This is a genomic window from Pedobacter endophyticus, from assembly GCF_015679185.1.
In the GTDB taxonomy this organism is placed as follows: domain Bacteria; phylum Bacteroidota; class Bacteroidia; order Sphingobacteriales; family Sphingobacteriaceae; genus Pedobacter; species Pedobacter endophyticus.
In genome coordinates this window covers 3,522,289-3,540,273 of the sequence record NZ_CP064939.1, presented here as the reverse complement: position 1 = coordinate 3,540,273, position 17,985 = coordinate 3,522,289, and the positions used below count along the sequence as shown (strand labels likewise).

Genomic DNA, 17,985 nt, shown 5'->3' with positions numbered 1-17,985 from the left:
CAGTCGAAATGCTCAGGGTGATATTTATTACAGCATTTATGTTAACATAAACTAATAAGTTTCACTATCTGGCGGAATACCATAATCGACAAATTTCTTCGCCTTTTTTTCTTTATTCTTACTGAACCATCCCTTAACTGAGTTAAAGATGCCCGAAAGATGCTCAGCATCCAGCGATTTCCCAACTTTACCCGATACCAGTCCAACGGCTGCCTTAGTTAAAAACCCAGCTCCTTTAAATATGGTTTTGTTCATAAACATCGGCAACAGCACAGACATCGCTGTACCGCTGATGTTAAGTTTATCATCAACCTTAAAGAAATTATTTGGGGTAACATATTTTTTAAACAATGCTGCAGGTGTAAACTGGTGCAAATAGGTTTTGCCATCAGCAACAAGTAAGGTTTGCTTTAGTTTATACTCTACTTTCAGCTCCAGTTTTTTAGCTTGCAAGTCTTGTAGGGTCCTGATGTTTTTATAGTTTCTCATCTTCTTCCTCCTCATCTGCAAGTTTATCAAAATACTTTCTAATGGCGCCATTAATGATGGCCTTTTCGATGTATTTGTCTTTAGTAAAATAAACAATAACGGCTAACGCAATATATATCAGTGAAACGCAACCAAAACCCGCAGTGTAACCGCCAAGCACGTCGGATAGAAAGAGAGCGAGCGTAACCGATCCGAATAAGAATGCCAAAATAAAACAGACAATTACGACAGTATTGGTAACTAAATCTGCAAAAAGTTTAGCTGCTTTTTCTACCAAATATAATCTGGTATATTCTATCCTGGCTTCCAAAAAGCCCTTTGCATCGTCTACAATGTCTTCAATGCTTTTTTCTTTATTTTCCTGCATAGTTTAGATGAGTAATTTAACCGGCCGAAGCCGGTTAAGATATTTATTTAATTTATGCGTGCTCTACGTCGTCGCTATATTCTTCCTCAACGCTTCTCAGCTTGGTTTTAATAGAGCTTACAACTTTTTCTTTTAAGCCTGCCAAATTGTTGATTTCGTCGGCAGCTTTGTCTTTAATAGAATCTCCCAAGTCTTTTAACGATTGACTAAGCTTGTCGCGTGTTTCCTCGCCTTTATCTGGTGCAAATAAAATACCTAGGGCCGCACCCGCAGCTAATCCTGCTAAAAGCGCTACCACAACTTTCGAATTATCATTCATAATTTATGTATTAAATGGTTTAACAATCAAGTAAAATAGAAAAAAAATACCATATTATTTACTCTTGAGGGATATACATTATAACTCTCCAAGTTCGTTATTTGTTTTAATTCTTTCCAATCTTTCTGAAGCGAGCGTACTCGTTTCGTAAATTTTAACTAGCAATATAAAATAAGAAAGCAGAAGCGGGCCAAAAACAAGCCCTAATATTCCGAATAAAGGAATACCAATAATTACGCCAATTACTGTAATAATGGGATGTATGTTACCAACTTTTTTTGCAATAATGAATCTGAGCACATTATCAATATTGATAATGACCACAAAGCCAAATATTAACATGGCCCAGCCTGCAAAGTTATTACCGTTGGCAATTTGCAGTATTGCCGCCGGCACAAAAACGACCGGGGGGCCTAAAATCGGAACAAAGGATATAAACGTGGTGATAACGCCCCAAAATACAGGGTCTTTATAGCCGAGCACGTAAAATGATAGGCTTACAAGTGAGCCCTGCACCAAACAAATTAAGCCCTGGCCAAGTACATTTGCGTAGGTCGTGTTTCGCATTTCATCGCCAAAGCGCAAAGCGTTCTGTTCTCTTAATGGTGCATACTTGATTAATGAATACTCAAACTTTTTACGTTCAATGAGCATAAAGTATAATAAAAAATACATCACTAGCAAACTAAGTATAATATTTACTGCGCTTGAGATCAGCGAAGGAAAAAGCTGGGTAGCCCAGTTGCCCAAGCGGTTCATTCCCTCCTGAATGAGCTCCTGATTGATCTTGACCGGGCTTAAATGCTGAAGCTTAACCAACAGATTTTTAAAAAAGATTTCATTGTTTCTAAGTTCCGAAATCTTACTCAACACCATACTGCTCAATGCATAAAACGGCAATACGATGATTAAAACGCTAAAGGCGATCAGCGAGATGGCAACCAAACGTTTGTTCCAACCTTTAATTTCGGCGAGGTGAATGTATGCCGGACGCATAATGGTGTAAAGCACCAACGTACTTAAAATTGCGCTAAATATTCCTTGTAGTGAGTAGGCGATTAACAAGCCGAGCGCTATAATGATAACGAGATTGATATTGTTGCGCTGTTTGTAAGAAAATACTGACATAGAGATGTGATGGTATTCCTTTAAATACTAAAAGCGCTCGTTTTGTTTTACAAAACATGATATTATTGCTCGTCTAAAAACTTAATGGCCTTTATTTTATTATACAGTGTCTTCCTATCGATATTTAAGATTTTGGCGGCCTTGGTCTTGTTAAAATTTACGTCCTTTAAAACGCTCAAAACGGCGTTGTACTCGGCCTCGTGGGCTGCATCTTTAAGGTCTTTTCGTTTAGCCTGCTTGGGTTTAACTTTCTCCGAAATATGCTCCTTATCAAAATCTCTGATATGGTTTGCCAGTTCGAGGGGCAATACACCCACTTGTATTTCGTTTCCTTCGGTTAGGAGTGATACCCGCCTGATTACGTTTTTCAATTCGCGTACATTTCCGGGCCAGCTATAGCTTAAGAAACAGTTTTTAACCCCTTCTGAAAATCCCTTGATATTTTTCCCGAGCTCGCGGTTGGCGTCGGCTAAAAAACGTTCGGCAAAAACCATAATATCGTTCCCCCGTTTCTTCAGCGAAGGAATGTGGATTGAAAATTCGTTAAAACGATGAAATAAATCTTCCCTGAATGTTCCTTTGTTTATATTCTCCACCAAATTTTCGTTGGTGGCCACAATAATCCGTACATCGAGGTCAATTTCTTTGGTACTTCCAATGCGCTTCACTTTTCTTTCCTGAACTGTTCTGAGCAGCGTTGCCTGAATTTCGTAAGATAAGTTGCCGATTTCGTCTAAAAATAACGTCCCCCCATTGGCTTGTTCAAAGTGGCCAATTTTTTTATATAAGGCACCGGTAAAGGCTCCCTTCTCGTGGCCGAAAAACTCACTTGCGGCTAATTCTTTGGTTAGCGAGCCACAATCCATCGCTATAAAGGGCTTATCTTTCCTTAAACTGTTGAGGTGAATGGTTTTGGCAACATATTCTTTTCCGGTACCGCTTTTTCCGGTAAGGATAACGCTATAAGAAGTTGGCGCAATTAATTGAATCTGCTTTAACAAGCCGATTGATACCTCGCTCTTGCCATCAATATATTGTGTTTGGCTGTTGTATTCCGGCTCAGTTACGTTGCTGATAGCCTCACCCGGAGCCATTGAACGCTCGTTCAACGCCCTTTGTGTTTCAAGTGCCTTATTTATGGTGTTTAATATTTCATCAGGATACAAAGGCTTTGTAATATAATCGTATGCGCCAAGCTTAATCAGCTCAACGGCACGTTTGATGTCTGTGTAGCCGGTAATGATAATTACCCCGGTGGTGGGGTAGTTTTCTTTGATTTTTATTAAAATTTCGCGACCATCGGTATCGTCCAGGCCATAATCGCAAAGCACAAGATCGAAGACTTCATTTGATAAAGTTTCAAAAGCCGAATTTCCGGTTATCGCAGTGGCCACTTCAAAGCCGTTCCTTGTTAGAAACCGCGAAAGCAATAAGCCAATATTGACCTCGTCGTCAATTATAAGTATCTTCTTTTTCATCAGTAAATAGTTTTCAACTCAACGTTAACCCGGAACATGCAGTTGACATGGGATTACAGTTTGATTTTGGTTTCGGTATAATTTACGAAAATAAAATCGGTTTGGGAAATATTTTCCCCAATTTTCCCTATTGCATATGAAAATTACGCCAACAAATTGCCTATTTGCCGAGAAATACACTTGGTCTTTTATTTACGAATGCTGCAACGCCCTCTTTAAAATCCTCAGTCTCGAAACACTCCCCAAACAAGGTTGTTTCTACCTGATAGCCTTCATTATTTAATGAAGCAACTACGGCTTTTAATGCTGCGCTAACGGCAAGCGGGGCTCGTTTTTTTACGAAGTTTAAAATCTCTGTTGCCTTAGCTATAACATCACTTTGTGGTACTACGTAGTTAACCAGGCCAATTTTTTCTGCCTCGTGTGCAGTTATCGGGTTAGCGGTGATAATCATCTCAATGGCTTTTCCCTTGCCAACCAATTGCGTTAACCGTTGTGTGCCGCCGTAACCCGGAATTAAGCCGAGCGAAACTTCGGGGAGCCCTAGTTTTGCGCTTTCGGCAGCCACACGGATATGACAGGCCATGGCCAACTCGAGCCCGCCGCCCAATGCGAAACCATTAATGGCGGCAATAAATGGCTTTTTAGCGTTTTCAATGGCGTTAAACACCAGTTCGTGCCCTTTTCGGGCAAGTTCTTCGCCCTGCGCTCCCGTATAATCTGAAAATTCTTTAATGTCGGCACCCGCAACAAAAGCCTTCTCGCCGCTGCCCGTAATAATTACGCCCCTCACCTCATCTGTGGTATTGGCAAACGTTATGGCCTCTGCCAACTCGGCCAATGTAGCCTTATTTAACGCGTTCAATGCTTTTTCGCGATTAATGGTGATGTAAAGAATGTTTTCTCTTACCGCTGTTATTAAATTTTGATCCGTCATCGCTTTAAAAATTTCTATTTTCTGTAACCCAATGTTTAATATAATCAACTATGCTCGCCATGGTTGTTCCAGGGGGAAATAATTCCCCAACGCCCAACTCAGCAAGTTTTGTGCGGTCGCCTTCGGGGATAATCCCACCGCCGGTAAGCAGCACATCATCGAGCTGTTTTTCTTTCATCAAATGAATAATTTTTGGAAACACCGTCATGTGTGCGCCCGAAAGGATAGAAATGCCGATGGCGTCAACATCTTCCTGCAGAGCGGTATTTACTACCATTTCTGGTGTTTGCCGAAGCCCGGTATAAATTACCTCCATGCCTGCATCTCGCAAAGATGTAGCGATTACCTTAGCGCCCCTGTCGTGACCATCGAGCCCCACCTTGGCCACTAAAACACGGATCGGCCGATTTAATATTTTGCCCATATCGAATATTAAGTTGATGTAAATGTATCGATTTTTAAGCATTAGGAAAATTGGTTTAATGCTTTTGGCAGGCATTTGGTTTTTAGCCCCGGGGCGAAGCGGCATCCCAATGTCATTTAGTTACGCACGAAGGGTGCTGTCAGTCTGAGCTTGTCGAAGCCCTTTCTAGCAGCCCTTCGACAGGCTTAGGGTGACAATGTTTTCAATAATACCCCTAACTAAATGACATTGCACGCCCGCCTGACAGAACGGGCAGCAATGCTATTAAATTAAGCTTTTTGGCTGTCATTATAAGAAAGAATTTAGGCATAGAATCAAGTATGATTTGATAGCTATCGGATGATCTTTATTTTTGCCGTCTTTCTCGCGCAGGAGGGAATCCTAATGCAGATGTATGAGCCTTTGCATTAAAATCCCCAGCCAAGCTGAGGATGACGACCGTTCATAGTTGGCGCTTAGGATGACCATATTATTATTCCTTAACTTAATAGCATTGGAACGGGCAGGGTGACAATGTTAATTTGACCACTGCTTTTGCGCTTCAAAAAAGAAGGCACTAAACATTTTATATAAAGCAAAGCCTGTACGTATCGGTTACCAAAGCCCTTCTTTCCGCTTAATCTATTTTGAGCAGGTTTGTACCCTGGTTAGCATTAAAGCATCAAAATAGGATATCGCCGCAATAAGGTTTATTTTAGGTGCTTGGTGCGCCCACGGTAAAGGCTCCAGGATAGCAAACCAAAATAACATACTGACAATCAATCGGTAAAACGAAAAAATGTAATAAGGTTATAAAGCTGTCGGCGTTGATAAATCCGCTCATTTTCCTTACCTTTGCATTCCTAATTTACAGCTTTTTATGAGTGAAGAGAAGTCATTGAACTTTATTGAAGAAATTGTTGAGAACGACTTAAATAGTGGCAAGTACGATACTTTGGTTACGCGTTTTCCGCCCGAACCGAATGGTTATTTACACATTGGCCACGCCAAAGCGATATGCCTAAATTTCGGACTGACACAAAAATACGGCGGCTATACGAACTTGCGTTTCGACGATACGAATCCGGTAACCGAAAAAACGGAGTACGTAAACAGCCAGCAGGAGGATATAAAATGGTTAGGCTTTAACTGGAAGAATGAGCTGTATGCATCTGATTATTTTGATGAGTTGTACGCTTTTGCGGTTAAATTGATAGAAAAAGGCCTGGCTTATGTTGATGAAAGCTCGGCTGATGAGATTGCGGCCTTAAAGGGAACGCCAACGGAGCCGGGACAGGATAGTCCGTTCAGAAACCGTAGCGTGGAAGAAAATCTGGATCTTTTTACCCGCATGAAAAATGGTGAGTTTGCTGATGGCGCTTATATTTTAAGGGCCAAAATTGACATGGCAAGCCCCAATATGCTGATGCGTGACCCGATTATTTATCGCATTAAACATGCTGAACATCACCGTACAGGCAACAAATGGTGTATTTACCCAATGTACGATTTTGCCCACGGTCAGAGCGATAGCATTGAGCACATTACGCACTCGATTTGTACGCTTGAATATGTTTCACACCGTGAACTGTATGATTGGTTTATCGAAAAACTGGAGATCTTTCCGTCGAAACAATATGAGTTTGCCCGTTTAAATTTAACGAGCACGGTAATGAGCAAGCGAAAATTGCTTCAACTGGTAAACGAGAATCTGGTAAGCGGTTGGGACGACCCACGGATGCCAACAATTTCGGGTTTACGCAGAAGAGGATTTACGCCGAAAAGCGTTCGCGAGTTTTGTGAACGTATCGGTATTGCTAAACGCGAAAACCTGATTGAGCTGAGTTTATTGGAGTTTTGTATTCGTGAGGATTTAAACAAGACAGCGAACCGTGTAATGGCGGTTTTAGATCCGATTAAATTGGTTATTACGAATTATGATAAGGGAACGGAAGAACTGATTGGCGAAAACAATCCGGAAGCCGAAGATGGGGGCGGCACGCGTGTGATTCCTTTTAGCAATGAGCTTTGGATTGAGCGGGAAGATTTTATGGAAGTGCCCGCAAAGAAATGGTTCCGTTTGGCCCCAGGTGCAATGGTTCGTTTGAAATTCGCTTACATTGTTAAATGTGAAGATTTCGTAAAGGACGAAAACGGAAACGTAACCGAAATACATTGTACTTATATACCTGAGTCGAAAAGCGGAAGTGATACGAGCGGCATAAACGTAAAAGGTACCATCCATTGGGTGAGTGCACAACATGCAAAAACCGCTGAAATACGGTTGTACGATCGTTTGTTTACCTCTGAAACGCCAGATGCGGAGGAAGGTGATTTTAAGGAATACTTAAATCCTGAAAGCTTAAAGGTTTTATCGAATGCTTACATTGAGCCGGCATTGGCAGAAGCTGATTTGGATGGACGCTACCAGTTTATTCGCAAAGGCTATTTCTGCCTGGATAAAGATTCGACGTCTGACAAATTGGTTTTCAACCGGACGGTAACGTTAAAGGATACTTTTAAGAAACCTAATTAACCCATAAAAAAAGCGACAAAATGGTCGCTTTTTTTATGGGTTTTAGACGCTAAGCGTGTAGTCTGTTTTTGTTCTATTATAGTAACATAGTTATACGTGTGATGTATGACTTAAATACGGGGTGGTTAGGAAAACCCACATTCGAAATTTACCTTTAACGGGTACTAATTCTGATTACTTTTTATGAGGTCTATTTTTTTCTTTAAAGTTTTTTCCATTGGTTTCGCTTGCTTTGGTCAAACACACCTACAGGGGAAAGTAGTGAATAGCGAAACCACGTTGGGCGTTCCATTTGCTACGGTAACGTATAAAAACGTGACTGGGCAGCGGCGAGTAATTTACACTGATAGCGTAGGTAAATTCAGCATAAAAACTGCATTATCGGACCTTATAATCAGCTGTGTTGGCTACGAAACGATAAATTACGATATTGAGCAGGGCAACGACGATGTTACGATTCAGTCATCACCGGTAAGCGTTCAATTTCAGTCCGTTAATGTTAGTGCTAAACCTAAAAAAAGAATACGATTAGGGTACTTTAAAGATCAGGAGTTAACGGGTCCTGTAGGTTTTGGAAACTACGTTGGGCCCAGTGGCGAACGGGCTAATTATGTAGCGCAGTTTGTTCCAAACAAAACCCGCGACTCAACATTGTTAATTACGAAATTGTTGTATAACCTAGTGAACGATGTTAGAGTTGTAAACCGCTCCAAATTGACGCTGGCAACCAATTGTACAACGAATCGCCTGCGTCCATTTATTTAGGCGTGATAAAAGAAAGGGATGCCCAGATGCTGAACTCCTCACTCGAAATATCGTTTTTAAGAACGACTGTAGCATCAACAATTTGATTATCGATATCAGCGATGGAAACATCTATTTGCCAAAGGACGGTGTTTTTGTCGGCCTCGAATATGTAGATGATCTGAAACTTCGAACAGGTCGTTTCCTTATTATATTGTATTCAATTCGCCGAATAACAGGTGTTATTTCAGCTACCACCAGCAAAACTGGGGGCAATACCAGCACTCATATAAACAGAAAATAGGCGCCCGGTTTGGGATAAAGGTGATTAGGTAGCGTGGTAATGACCGAATTATAGTAGATTCAGTACCCTAGCAATGATGACTAAGCATTAATCAATTCTGAGATATCAAGCCCTAAGATATTAACAAGCAGTAAAACCCTATAGAAAGGAACATTTTTAATATTTCTTTCATTTTGCGAATAAACATTTTGAGATATGCTCAATTGGTAAGCCATGTATTCTTGGCTGTAACCCATCTCAATTCTTTTTAATCTAATTTTCGTGCAAATTAATTTTATTTTTTCCTCATCCATAGCGTTAAGTTTAGCTTCCTAGGGATGATAGGAAAGAGTTAGACATGCAAGTGTAGATATTTAGATTGAACAATCAAAATATTATAGCCAAAAGCAAATAATAAATTATACATCTGGTGTATAATTTTAAACATACTCCGTTTAGGAATATTATAAATCATACTATAGCTTTAGTTAATCTTATAATATTCAGATTATGTCCATATTTCTAGATTTAAAGAAAAACGAAACAACGTCTTTTGTTTTTAAGAGAGCCCAATCGCAATCAGAATATTTAGCTATTTATAATTCAAGGTTGAACATATGTCAAAAAGACTTTCCATATATTCTTGATTTAACCAAAGAGTTTCCTGCTAAGGATAAATTCGATGATTATTCTATACTATTTTATGTTACAGTTGATAATCGAGTTGTAGCAAGTTGCAGAATTACGCCATATCATGATGAGGCATGGGAAATCTCATCGAATCTGCCAGACGATATTAACTTAAGTCTTGACAAAGATAAGGCCGTGCAACTTAATAGAGTTTATATTGAAGATCGATATAGGAATCAAAATCTTCATGCTTTTATGTTCTATCATTTTTCAGATTGGGTTCTTCAGAACACTCCTTATACAGTCTATTTCGCCGTCTGTAAGTTAGGCTTAGTAAGGCTCTATAAGAATATAGGTGCAAGTTCAGTGATAGATGAGGGCTTTTTATTGAAGGGTAGAGCAGATCATAAATATTATTTGGTTACCGGTGAGATATCAAGCTTTAATAAATTAATAAAAAAGAAAGTATTAAAAACAAGTACTTTAAAATAAATAAATTATGGAAAAATCATTAACAGAATTAAGGTCGAAAGAATTTACTGCTTTGTCTGAACTGCGGGATAGAGAATGGAATAAAATTATCAAGAACTCTAAGTGGTGTAATTTTATTCTGAATGGAGAATATGATCGGCGATTTTATGCTATATACTTAATTGAAACATATCATTATGTTCAGCATAATCCAAAGCATCAAGCATTGGTAGCTACAAGATTCGAATCAATGCCCTCCAATTATATGAAATTTTGCTATGAGCACGCAGAAGAGGAAGCAGGTCATGAAATGATGGCGTTCCATGACCTTTCAAACCTAGGTGTAACCCAAGATCAAGATGAAACAAATATGCCACTTCCACTATCCTCTACAGAAACATTCATTGGTTATTTATATAGAATCTCCAAAGTTGGAAACCCCCTTAGAAGATTGGGATATAGCTTTTGGGCAGAAGACTCCTATCAATATATTCAAACATTGATGCAATCTGTTATTGAAAAGCTGGAACTAAATAATAAGCACACGACCTTTCTGGTATCTCATGCTGCAATTGATGAAGATCATGCGGCAGAGATTGAAAATATGATTCAGAAGTATTGCAAAACTGAAGATGATTGGTCATCAGTACAGGACGTATTGATAACCAGTTTGAAACTTCAATCTGAGATGCTGGATGACATTGTGGAAGAATATTTAAAACTTCAGTCTGACAGTTCAACAAGATATAGTCACTTAATCAACCAATAGCCATTTATGTCTCCAAAGTACTTTAAGAACTTAAACTACAGTTTGGGTGACGAAGATTCTAGAGTTGAATATAATATACTAGAGGAAGACGTAAACCATGTTATGGGTATAGCAGGCAGCGGAGGAAGAATGCTTCCTCTACTTGCACGCAGCCCCAAAAAATTAACTTGTGTAGATATTCTTGACGAACAATTGTTTCTGACAGAACTTCGGTATGAGGCGATAAAATATTTGGACTTTGAGCAGTATCTAGCCTTTTTGGGATACCCACCTGTATTTCTGCTTCCAGACGAACGACGGAAAATCTTTGATCAGCTTCCCCTTTCTGAGCCGGCCCGGATTTATCTTGAAAAGGTGTTTGTAAATGCTAAATGGTCAGAGATTATTTACACGGGTCAGTTTGAACAGACTCTGATTAAATTATCTAAGGTGAATCGTTTGATTACGGGTAGAAAGGGGCAAATGCTGTTTGAAACTAATAGCCTACCAGAACAGATAGCGTATTTAACTGATCGATTTCCAAGGCATAGATGGGATTTGGTTTTGCGCTTACTTGGAAATACTTCTGTATTAAATAGCCTGCTTTATAAAGGGGATTTTCCAAAGAAAAATATCCCGGGATCTCACTTTAAAAATTTTAAAAGAATTTTTCAATCAGATATTCCACCAGATGGATGTAAATAAAAGCTTTTTTGCACAACTTTGTTTCTTTGGAAAATTAATCAATACCCGTGCAAATCCGATTGAAGCAGATGCAGAAGTGTTCAATAAGGTTAAAATAGGGTTGGAGAACTGTGAGATCAAATATATTAAGGGTGATATATTAAAAGTAATCCAGGAAACAGCGCCGAAGAGTATAGATTTTATTTCTCTCTCCGATGTCCCATCTTTTATGGGCGGTAAATTAGAGACAAGCTATCTGCAATTATTGAAACCGTACTTGACCAACGCAGGCAAAGTTGTTGTCAGAGGTAATCTTAGAATAACGCGGCCACAAATTGATGGCTTTGAAGAAATTGGCAATTTATATCGGCCTCTGTTTTTACAAGAGTCTACTCAGTTATGGAACATTGACATCTATAAACTAAAATAAGCACGATGATAAATCATACATTTTATGGTCATTAATTTGTGCTCTTCTGTAACTGAATATGAATCATTATCCCATGTTTATCGTTCAGAAGATGGGCCTGATGGCTATTTAATAAATCTGCTTGAAAAAGGGCCTCAATATTATATTGATGGATTTAATTCTGAATTCAAGTTGTTAGTAGTCAATGATAAAATTATTCCAATCGTTATAAACCAGGGAAAGGATAAATCCTCTTATTTATCAGCTCTGAGTGTTCATTATATTAAACATGGGATAGATTCTGTTAAGGAAAAGGTTAAAAGCCGTTTGCTATATGGCTCTTTACAATGTCTGGGGATAATACTGAATGCGCTGCTTAATCTGGTAAGGATAAATAAAGCAGTATATGTTAACTGCTGGATAATACCTACCGGGGCATCCGTTTATCTGAACAATGAAGAGTTATTGAATATCCGCGAATTCTTTCAAGGTGCCTATAAATCATATGCGATAATTTTCAAAGGGGTAAACAATTATCTTCATTTTGAGGGCATGTCTTTGCCTAATTCGAATTGCTTAACGAACCGTATAGTGTATGCTGTAGATATGGATGAAGAATTTTTAAAAAAGTCCGATATTAAAAAAGCTATTAAGGCTAATGCAAAGACTACTTATCTGCTAACACAGGGAGATCAATTAAAAAGTATTGATATGGTTACCATAAGGCATTTATATAATCAACTTTATTTCGGCAAACACTCTAAATATAGCTTGCCTTATAATCAACAGTGGTTTGAAATGATTAGAGCACTACCGTTTTTTAAGTTACAGGCATTTAAAAATTCAGATCAGGAAGTTGTGGCCTTCACTGTAACATTTTTAGATAATGGGAGCATCATCAGTTCGCTGGGAGCGTGCAAACAGAATACTGCTGATTACTTTCATTTGTATACCTTAAATTTTGCCATCAGGGTTCTTGATGCAAAGACACAACATAAAAATTTAAACTATAGCTCTGGAGGTGATGAGTTTAAAAAAAATAGAGGAGGCATTGCAAGAGCAGAATATGACTTGATCTATTTTGATCATCTCAGCCTCATTAAAAAATCAATTTGGAGATTTTTTATTTCCATCTGTAATAAAACGATAATGTATTTGAATAAATAGGTAAGCATCAATTAATAACGGCCTACCAACATCAAGTAAAATATGAGAGACCCTATTATATCAAAGCTAAATTTCATCAAAGTTTTTTTGTTGGGCACAATCTCAAGTAGCTTGACTTTGGGCTTTATCAGTTTGGTTAACCTGTTGATCAACAAACAAGTTAATGATAAAGCTTTAGTCTTTGAATTAAAGTACTGTCTTTTTTTGATTGTACTTATCGGTTTATATGCCCTAACGCGAATCTATTTCTCATTTTCAACCATTAAGCTTTCACAACATTTGTTTTGGAAGCTTAGAGTAGAGGTCGTTAGAATAATGTCTGATGCCAACTTCAACGACTTTAAAAGGCATTCCCATAAAATTACAGCATGCTTAATTAGTGACGTTTCGATTTTGACACAATCTGCCGAACATTGCATCTATTTTCTTACTTCCCTTTTGACCATGATTCTTTGCATGGCCTATCTTGCCTACCTCAGTATATTGTTGTTCATTCTTACCTTAATAGTCATCGTATCAGGAGCTTTTATTTATCGTATTTCATTCAAGAGAAATCAGTTTTTTCTAAAAGCCGCAAGAAATGAAGAAGAGCAGTTTGTAAGTCTATTGGATTCATTAATAAATGGGTTCAAGGAAATATCTTTGGATCGGCATAAAAAGACTATCCTGGGGCAAGTTAAATTAGAACAAATTGCGGAAAGGTCTATTGGCTTGAACATTAAAGCTTTTACCGGAATTTCTCTTAATCAGCTGACGGGACAGATTCTTTTCTTTACGCTCATACTATCAGTTTTGATGTTTTTCAATAATAGGTTCGGTCTGCCAATGGCCACATCAATTAATTTTGTTTTTATACTCCTGTTTCTGCGTAGTGCAATTGAAACGACTATGGCACTCTTACCAGGGCTATACCAGGCAAATATTGCATACAAGCGTGTTGTAGATTTACGCGATACATTTAGCACCATATTCAATGATCATCCAATTACCAAAAAGGAGGTTTTTGATAATTTTTCCAGGATCAAAGTTCAGGATCTAAAGTACACTTATCCAACCAGCGTTTGCCAGGAAAATGGTTTTGGCATTGGACCGATTGACCTTGAGATCGGGCGGGGGAATGTGTATTTTATTTATGGAGGCAATGGAAGCGGAAAAACCACTTTTATGTTGCTTTTATTAGGCCTACTGAAGCCAGGTACTGGTCAGGTATATGTCGATGATGTGTTGATTGGATTCGATAATATTGGGGTTTTTAAAATGTTGTTCGGAGCCGTTTTTAGTGATTATTATCTCTTTGATCAAGTATTTAATCCTGAGGTTGACCCAATCCAGGTACAGGAGTATCTGACTATCTTTGAATTAAATGATAAGGTGGGATGGCAAGATAATGTATTTACCACCAGAGGTTTATCAATGGGACAAAGGAAACGGTTAGCTTTAGTTTGTGTGTTATTAGAGAATAAACCTATTGTAGTTTTGGATGAATGGGCAGCCGATCAGGACCCTTATTTCAGGAAAAAATTTTATGAAGAGATCATTCCTTTGCTTAAACGAAAAGGGTTCACCATAATCGCAATCACCCACGATGATAAATATTATTACTTTACTGACTACATATATAAAATGCAGGAAGGAAAGCTAATACGTGTTACTCATGAAAATCCCAATTTTATAGCTTTATGACAGAGTTGAATATTGTGAATAACAGCTTGTCTGCTTTTTGTGCGGATAAGCCTAAGACAGAGAGTTGGAATCTCCATGTGGCAACGAATAATTTTACATTAACACTCGACTATCTTCACTTGTATAATAAGCAGGATATTAATACATTTTTCTATACTGGATCTGTAAAAGGGGAGATTATCTTTATTTGTTTAATATCAATTTTGAAGATCAGAATTGCCGGGTTTCCAATCGCCATAGCTATGTTTGGAGCTCCTAAAACAAATGGAAAAGCGTTCTGGCACAGTGAAAATCATATTTCTTATAGCACCTTTGTAAAGCAAATTCTGCAGACCTTGAAGAAGCAGTATAAATTTTACGTAGTTATTTTACGTGAATTTTATGGTACAGCAGATCAACCATTGATGGCCAAAAACCAAGACATGGGGTTTTTAAATCATCATGCATTAGTGAAGAGCTATCTGAATATAGCTTCTTTTGCCTCATTTGAAGATTATTTCAATGCATTACCCTCAAAAAAACGTAATTATTTTAGAAGTGTAATGAAATGTAAGCAAGATTCTGCGGTGAGTGTTGGGCTCTATGAACTAACTCCAGAATTAGTCGATCTGATTTATCCTCTATATCAGAAAACTAATGCGAAAGCTAAAGAAAACAGAACAGCAGCGGTTAACCGATCTGTATTTTCTGCACTGTGTGACAGTAAAATCAAAACTAAGGTTATTACTTATAACCTACAAAATAAGATTGCTGCATTCGGTCTGATGTTCTTCAATAGTCGGGAAGTGAAATGTTTGTTCACAGGATTCGATTACAGGTTTACTAAAACGCACAATCTTTGGTATCAGATTATGCTTGAATCGATTCGTTTTGCCATTGACCAAAGATGTCTCCATATTGATATGGGATCTTCCTCTGCATCGATGAAGGATAAGTTTCAGGCCGGGCATGAAGATGTATATATATCAGTGCTTCTTAAAAATCCAGTACTAACCGCAATCTTTAAAAAGCCTGTTGCACATCTTTTAAATAAGTTTCTTAGACCCACAAAATAAATACAATGCAAACGCTTTAATTTTAGTTTTATGTTGCTCCCAATTCTATCAAAACCTTTTCTGATCATTTCATTTATCCTACTTTGCTGGTTTGGCAATATACGGGGTCAATATAGCATAACTGGTGAAGTGTTGGATAATAAAAATCTGCCGGTAGCCTATACAAAAATCTCCGTTGTCAGGCTCTCAGATTCCTCCACAGTCGCCTCTTCAATGACTACGCTGGATGGTAAATATAAATTACAGGTTAATAATATGGGGGAGTATTTTGTTTCTTTAATTTCATGGTCTTACAAGAATAGCAGGGTTCCTGTTTCAATTAGAGAATTAAACACAATCATTCCAGCTATTCACCTGGAACCTAGTGAAGTCAACTTGAAAGAGGTAAGTATAAAAGCAAACAGGCCGCTTTATGAACGACAAATTGATCGCGTAGCCGTCAATATTGGTAATCAAAATACATTAGTTTCCGGAAGTGTCCTTGAGGTTTTAGAAAAGCTACCTGGGGTAAAGGTTGATCGTCAAACTTCTTCCCTTTCGTTGAATGGAAAAGAAGAGGTTGGAATTATGCTGGAAGGAAAAATTGTCAATATCCCTTTAAGCTCACTGATACAGATGCTGAATACAATGGAGGCTGGAAACATTAAGCAGATTGAGTTGATTACCAATCCACCTGCAAAATATGAAGCTGGAAATGCAGGTGGGCTGATCAATATTCTGCTGAACAAAAGGACTACCGATGGTACTAATGGTGCATATACTACGGCATTAGGCTTTGGTGATTTTGACAAGCAGCGGTTGGCAGTAAACTGGAATACAAGAAAAAAAGCACTCAATTTTTTTGGCGACTTATCTTATAATCGGGACCGTTCCTATAGGCGTTTTGAGAATTATAAAACAATCACCACGAATGCAAGTAATTATTCAAGCGCAATCGTTTCAAGCAGATTTCCTACAAGTGCTAACTATTCTGGAAGACTTGGTCTGGATTTCAGTTTAAATGATAAAACAACTTTAGGAAGTAGCATTTATGGGCTTCTGAATACATGGGATCAGCATGTAAAGAGTAGAGGGAATATCTATTATCGACCTGATTCCATCGTGAATTTAGGCATTTTTAATTCAGAAAACAGCAAGAAAACTTTGTTTACTGGTAATGTAAATTTAGCGTATAAAATCGATAAAAAATCAAATCTGGATGTCGATCTGGACTATTTGTATTTTTATAATAAAAACCCCAATTTCTATGAGAACACCTATGCTGATGCTGCAAATAAGGAGATTCTAAAGGACGTTTTTACTTCTGAGAAGAGAACGCCTGTAAATATTTGGGCAGCAAGGACCGACTATGGTGTTCAGGTCAATAAAAATATGAAACTGGAAGCGGGATATAAAGTTACCCTTACCTCATTGGATAATCTCGTTAGTGTGGCACGATTACTCGGTCAGGAATACGTGCCTGACCCAGCGATGAGTGGACGCTCTCATTTGAATGAAATTATTCATGCCTTTTATGGTTCAGCGAAATGGAATATTAATAAAAACACAACTATGAACGTTGGATTGCGTTATGAAAATTCGGATACTCATTTAACTATTATTGAACAAAAACAAGTTGTGAACCGAAATTTGGGAAGGGTATTTCCGACCTTGTTTTTGTCAAGGACATTGAATGCTAACAGCACTTTGTTGTTATCGTATGGCAAAAGAATCAGCAGGCCGACTTATAACGATCTTGCTCCGTTCATTTTGTTTTTAGATCCTACAACCCTTTATAATGGAAATATATCCCTGAAGCCTTCATTAAGTGATGTATATACGTTGACGTACAATTTTAAAAGATACTCGATCACTACTGAATTCATAAATACAATTGATCCGATATTTAGATTTCAACCTGTTCTCTCTGAGGATAACAGGCAGGTTTTTATGCCAATCAACCTTAAAAATAATAAAATATATTCAGCATTGTTGTATATACCTGTGAGGCTGTCTGATTGGTGGCAGATCGATAATTCCTTACAGGGTGTATTACAATCTACTCAGCTTTTAAGCAGAGGACGCTTATCAGATTCATACTATAGAATTAAAAGCACTCAGAATTTCATGCTGTCAAAACAATACTATATTCAGGTATTTGGTTCCTACCAGTCTGCCAGACTCACAGGTGCTTCAAGGACAAGTCCTTCCAATAAAATTGATGTGTCAATTGATAAAAAATGGTTGGCTTCAAATGATCGTTTGCAACTTAGTATCAGCAATATTCTTTCAGACCGTTATCATGTAACATCAATAAATGAAGGGAATCCGAATTTTTCTGCTTTAACCGATTATAGGTATGAGTCAAGAATAGTCAGGCTAACTTACACCCATACTTTCGGAAATATCAAACTGGAAGTGCAACGAAAAATTAACAAGGCTATTGACGAGATAGAAGAACGTGTAATTAAATAA

Annotated in this window: 18 protein-coding genes; 10 read left to right on the top strand and 8 right to left on the bottom strand. The window is 38.0% G+C overall.

What is annotated here, in order from left to right; genetic code table 11:
- Nucleotides 1-51 precede the first annotated feature (51 nt).
- The 7 genes from IZT61_RS14370 to IZT61_RS14340 all read right to left on the bottom strand — a co-directional run bounded on the left by IZT61_RS14370 (nt 52) and on the right by IZT61_RS14340 (nt 5,184).
- Nucleotides 52-489 (bottom strand): hypothetical protein, encoded by a 438-nt coding sequence (locus IZT61_RS14370; RefSeq protein WP_196097640.1) that lies wholly within the window; start codon nt 487-489, stop codon nt 52-54.
- Nucleotides 476-856 (bottom strand): phage holin family protein, encoded by a 381-nt coding sequence (locus tag IZT61_RS14365; RefSeq protein ID WP_196097638.1) that lies wholly within the window; start codon nt 854-856, stop codon nt 476-478. The genes IZT61_RS14370 and IZT61_RS14365 overlap by 14 nt, the downstream gene beginning before the upstream one ends.
- A 52-nt stretch (nt 857-908) precedes the next feature.
- Nucleotides 909-1,175, bottom strand: a complete 267-nt coding sequence (locus IZT61_RS14360) for a YtxH domain-containing protein (protein ID WP_196097636.1) — start codon at nt 1,173-1,175, stop codon at nt 909-911.
- Nucleotides 1,176-1,253: 78 nt separating this feature from the next.
- Nucleotides 1,254-2,303 carry an AI-2E family transporter gene (locus tag IZT61_RS14355; RefSeq protein ID WP_196097635.1) on the bottom strand — a complete coding sequence of 350 codons (1,050 nt, stop codon included), beginning with the start codon at nt 2,301-2,303 and terminating at the stop codon, nt 1,254-1,256.
- A gap of 62 nt (nt 2,304-2,365) precedes the next feature.
- Complete coding sequence (locus IZT61_RS14350) at nt 2,366-3,781, bottom strand: sigma-54-dependent transcriptional regulator (protein WP_196097633.1); 1,416 nt, start codon at nt 3,779-3,781, stop codon at nt 2,366-2,368.
- A gap of 160 nt (nt 3,782-3,941) precedes the next feature.
- Nucleotides 3,942-4,718 carry an enoyl-CoA hydratase/isomerase family protein gene (locus tag IZT61_RS14345; RefSeq protein WP_196097631.1) on the bottom strand — a complete coding sequence of 259 codons (777 nt, stop codon included), beginning with the start codon at nt 4,716-4,718 and terminating at the stop codon, nt 3,942-3,944.
- A gap of 4 nt (nt 4,719-4,722) precedes the next feature.
- On the bottom strand, nt 4,723-5,184 hold the full coding sequence (locus IZT61_RS14340; RefSeq protein WP_230383713.1) for a cobalamin B12-binding domain-containing protein: 462 nt from the start codon (nt 5,182-5,184) through the stop codon (nt 4,723-4,725).
- 817 nt (nt 5,185-6,001) lie between these two features.
- Here IZT61_RS14340 and IZT61_RS14335 point away from each other — a divergent pair.
- Nucleotides 6,002-7,657, top strand: coding sequence for a glutamine--tRNA ligase/YqeY domain fusion protein (locus tag IZT61_RS14335; protein ID WP_196097629.1), 1,656 nt, complete (start codon nt 6,002-6,004; stop codon nt 7,655-7,657).
- A gap of 183 nt (nt 7,658-7,840) precedes the next feature.
- Nucleotides 7,841-8,422, top strand: coding sequence for a carboxypeptidase-like regulatory domain-containing protein (locus tag IZT61_RS14330; protein WP_196097627.1), 582 nt, complete (start codon nt 7,841-7,843; stop codon nt 8,420-8,422).
- A gap of 363 nt (nt 8,423-8,785) precedes the next feature.
- On the opposite strand, the gene IZT61_RS14325 is transcribed toward IZT61_RS14330, so the two are convergent.
- Nucleotides 8,786-8,998 carry a helix-turn-helix domain-containing protein gene (locus IZT61_RS14325; protein WP_196097625.1) on the bottom strand — a complete coding sequence of 71 codons (213 nt, stop codon included), beginning with the start codon at nt 8,996-8,998 and terminating at the stop codon, nt 8,786-8,788.
- 196 nt (nt 8,999-9,194) lie between these two features.
- Here IZT61_RS14325 and IZT61_RS14320 point away from each other — a divergent pair, with 196 nt between their 5' ends.
- From IZT61_RS14320 to IZT61_RS14285, 8 genes are read left to right on the top strand one after another with little or no spacing between them, the layout of a single operon-like run.
- Nucleotides 9,195-9,806, top strand: coding sequence for a hypothetical protein (locus IZT61_RS14320; RefSeq protein ID WP_196097624.1), 612 nt, complete (start codon nt 9,195-9,197; stop codon nt 9,804-9,806).
- 7 nt (nt 9,807-9,813) lie between these two features.
- Nucleotides 9,814-10,554 (top strand): iron-containing redox enzyme family protein, encoded by a 741-nt coding sequence (locus IZT61_RS14315; RefSeq protein WP_196097622.1) that lies wholly within the window; start codon nt 9,814-9,816, stop codon nt 10,552-10,554.
- 6 nt (nt 10,555-10,560) lie between these two features.
- The gene (locus IZT61_RS22455) at nt 10,561-11,238 is read left to right on the top strand and encodes a DUF3419 family protein (RefSeq protein ID WP_196097621.1); all 678 of its coding nucleotides are present in this window, start codon (nt 10,561-10,563) and stop codon (nt 11,236-11,238) included.
- Nucleotides 11,225-11,647 (top strand): hypothetical protein, encoded by a 423-nt coding sequence (locus tag IZT61_RS22450; RefSeq protein WP_196101322.1) that lies wholly within the window; start codon nt 11,225-11,227, stop codon nt 11,645-11,647. The genes IZT61_RS22455 and IZT61_RS22450 overlap by 14 nt, the downstream gene beginning before the upstream one ends.
- A gap of 24 nt (nt 11,648-11,671) precedes the next feature.
- Nucleotides 11,672-12,793: a hypothetical protein gene (locus IZT61_RS14300; protein WP_196097619.1), complete on the top strand. Its 1,122-nt coding sequence runs from the start codon at nt 11,672-11,674 to the stop codon at nt 12,791-12,793.
- 42 nt (nt 12,794-12,835) lie between these two features.
- Nucleotides 12,836-14,476 carry a cyclic peptide export ABC transporter gene (locus tag IZT61_RS14295; RefSeq protein WP_196097617.1) on the top strand — a complete coding sequence of 547 codons (1,641 nt, stop codon included), beginning with the start codon at nt 12,836-12,838 and terminating at the stop codon, nt 14,474-14,476.
- Nucleotides 14,473-15,531, top strand: coding sequence for a peptidogalycan biosysnthesis protein (locus tag IZT61_RS14290; protein WP_196097615.1), 1,059 nt, complete (start codon nt 14,473-14,475; stop codon nt 15,529-15,531). The genes IZT61_RS14295 and IZT61_RS14290 overlap by 4 nt, the downstream gene beginning before the upstream one ends.
- Before the next feature lie 30 nt (nt 15,532-15,561).
- A complete protein-coding gene (locus IZT61_RS14285) occupies nt 15,562-17,985 on the top strand; it encodes an outer membrane beta-barrel family protein (protein WP_196097613.1) in 2,424 nt (807 codons plus the stop codon).

Bases quoted from the DNA above. Each gene is read 5' to 3' on its own strand.
- IZT61_RS14370 (WP_196097640.1), bottom strand. From the start codon at position 489: ATGAGAAACTATAAAAACATCAGGACCCTACAAGACTTGCAAGCTAAA.
- IZT61_RS14365 (WP_196097638.1), bottom strand. From the start codon at position 856: ATGCAGGAAAATAAAGAAAAAAGCATTGAAGACATTGTAGACGATGCA.
- IZT61_RS14360 (WP_196097636.1), bottom strand. From the start codon at position 1,175: ATGAATGATAATTCGAAAGTTGTGGTAGCGCTTTTAGCAGGATTAGCT.
- IZT61_RS14355 (WP_196097635.1), bottom strand. From the start codon at position 2,303: ATGTCAGTATTTTCTTACAAACAGCGCAACAATATCAATCTCGTTATC.
- IZT61_RS14350 (WP_196097633.1), bottom strand. From the start codon at position 3,781: ATGAAAAAGAAGATACTTATAATTGACGACGAGGTCAATATTGGCTTA.
- IZT61_RS14345 (WP_196097631.1), bottom strand. From the start codon at position 4,718: ATGACGGATCAAAATTTAATAACAGCGGTAAGAGAAAACATTCTTTAC.
- IZT61_RS14340 (WP_230383713.1), bottom strand. From the start codon at position 5,184: ATGCTTAAAAATCGATACATTTACATCAACTTAATATTCGATATGGGC.
- IZT61_RS14335 (WP_196097629.1), top strand. From the start codon at position 6,002: ATGAGTGAAGAGAAGTCATTGAACTTTATTGAAGAAATTGTTGAGAAC.
- IZT61_RS14330 (WP_196097627.1), top strand. From the start codon at position 7,841: ATGAGGTCTATTTTTTTCTTTAAAGTTTTTTCCATTGGTTTCGCTTGC.
- IZT61_RS14325 (WP_196097625.1), bottom strand. From the start codon at position 8,998: ATGGATGAGGAAAAAATAAAATTAATTTGCACGAAAATTAGATTAAAA.
- IZT61_RS14320 (WP_196097624.1), top strand. From the start codon at position 9,195: ATGTCCATATTTCTAGATTTAAAGAAAAACGAAACAACGTCTTTTGTT.
- IZT61_RS14315 (WP_196097622.1), top strand. From the start codon at position 9,814: ATGGAAAAATCATTAACAGAATTAAGGTCGAAAGAATTTACTGCTTTG.
- IZT61_RS22455 (WP_196097621.1), top strand. From the start codon at position 10,561: ATGTCTCCAAAGTACTTTAAGAACTTAAACTACAGTTTGGGTGACGAA.
- IZT61_RS22450 (WP_196101322.1), top strand. From the start codon at position 11,225: ATGGATGTAAATAAAAGCTTTTTTGCACAACTTTGTTTCTTTGGAAAA.
- IZT61_RS14300 (WP_196097619.1), top strand. From the start codon at position 11,672: ATGGTCATTAATTTGTGCTCTTCTGTAACTGAATATGAATCATTATCC.
- IZT61_RS14295 (WP_196097617.1), top strand. From the start codon at position 12,836: ATGAGAGACCCTATTATATCAAAGCTAAATTTCATCAAAGTTTTTTTG.
- IZT61_RS14290 (WP_196097615.1), top strand. From the start codon at position 14,473: ATGACAGAGTTGAATATTGTGAATAACAGCTTGTCTGCTTTTTGTGCG.
- IZT61_RS14285 (WP_196097613.1), top strand. From the start codon at position 15,562: ATGTTGCTCCCAATTCTATCAAAACCTTTTCTGATCATTTCATTTATC.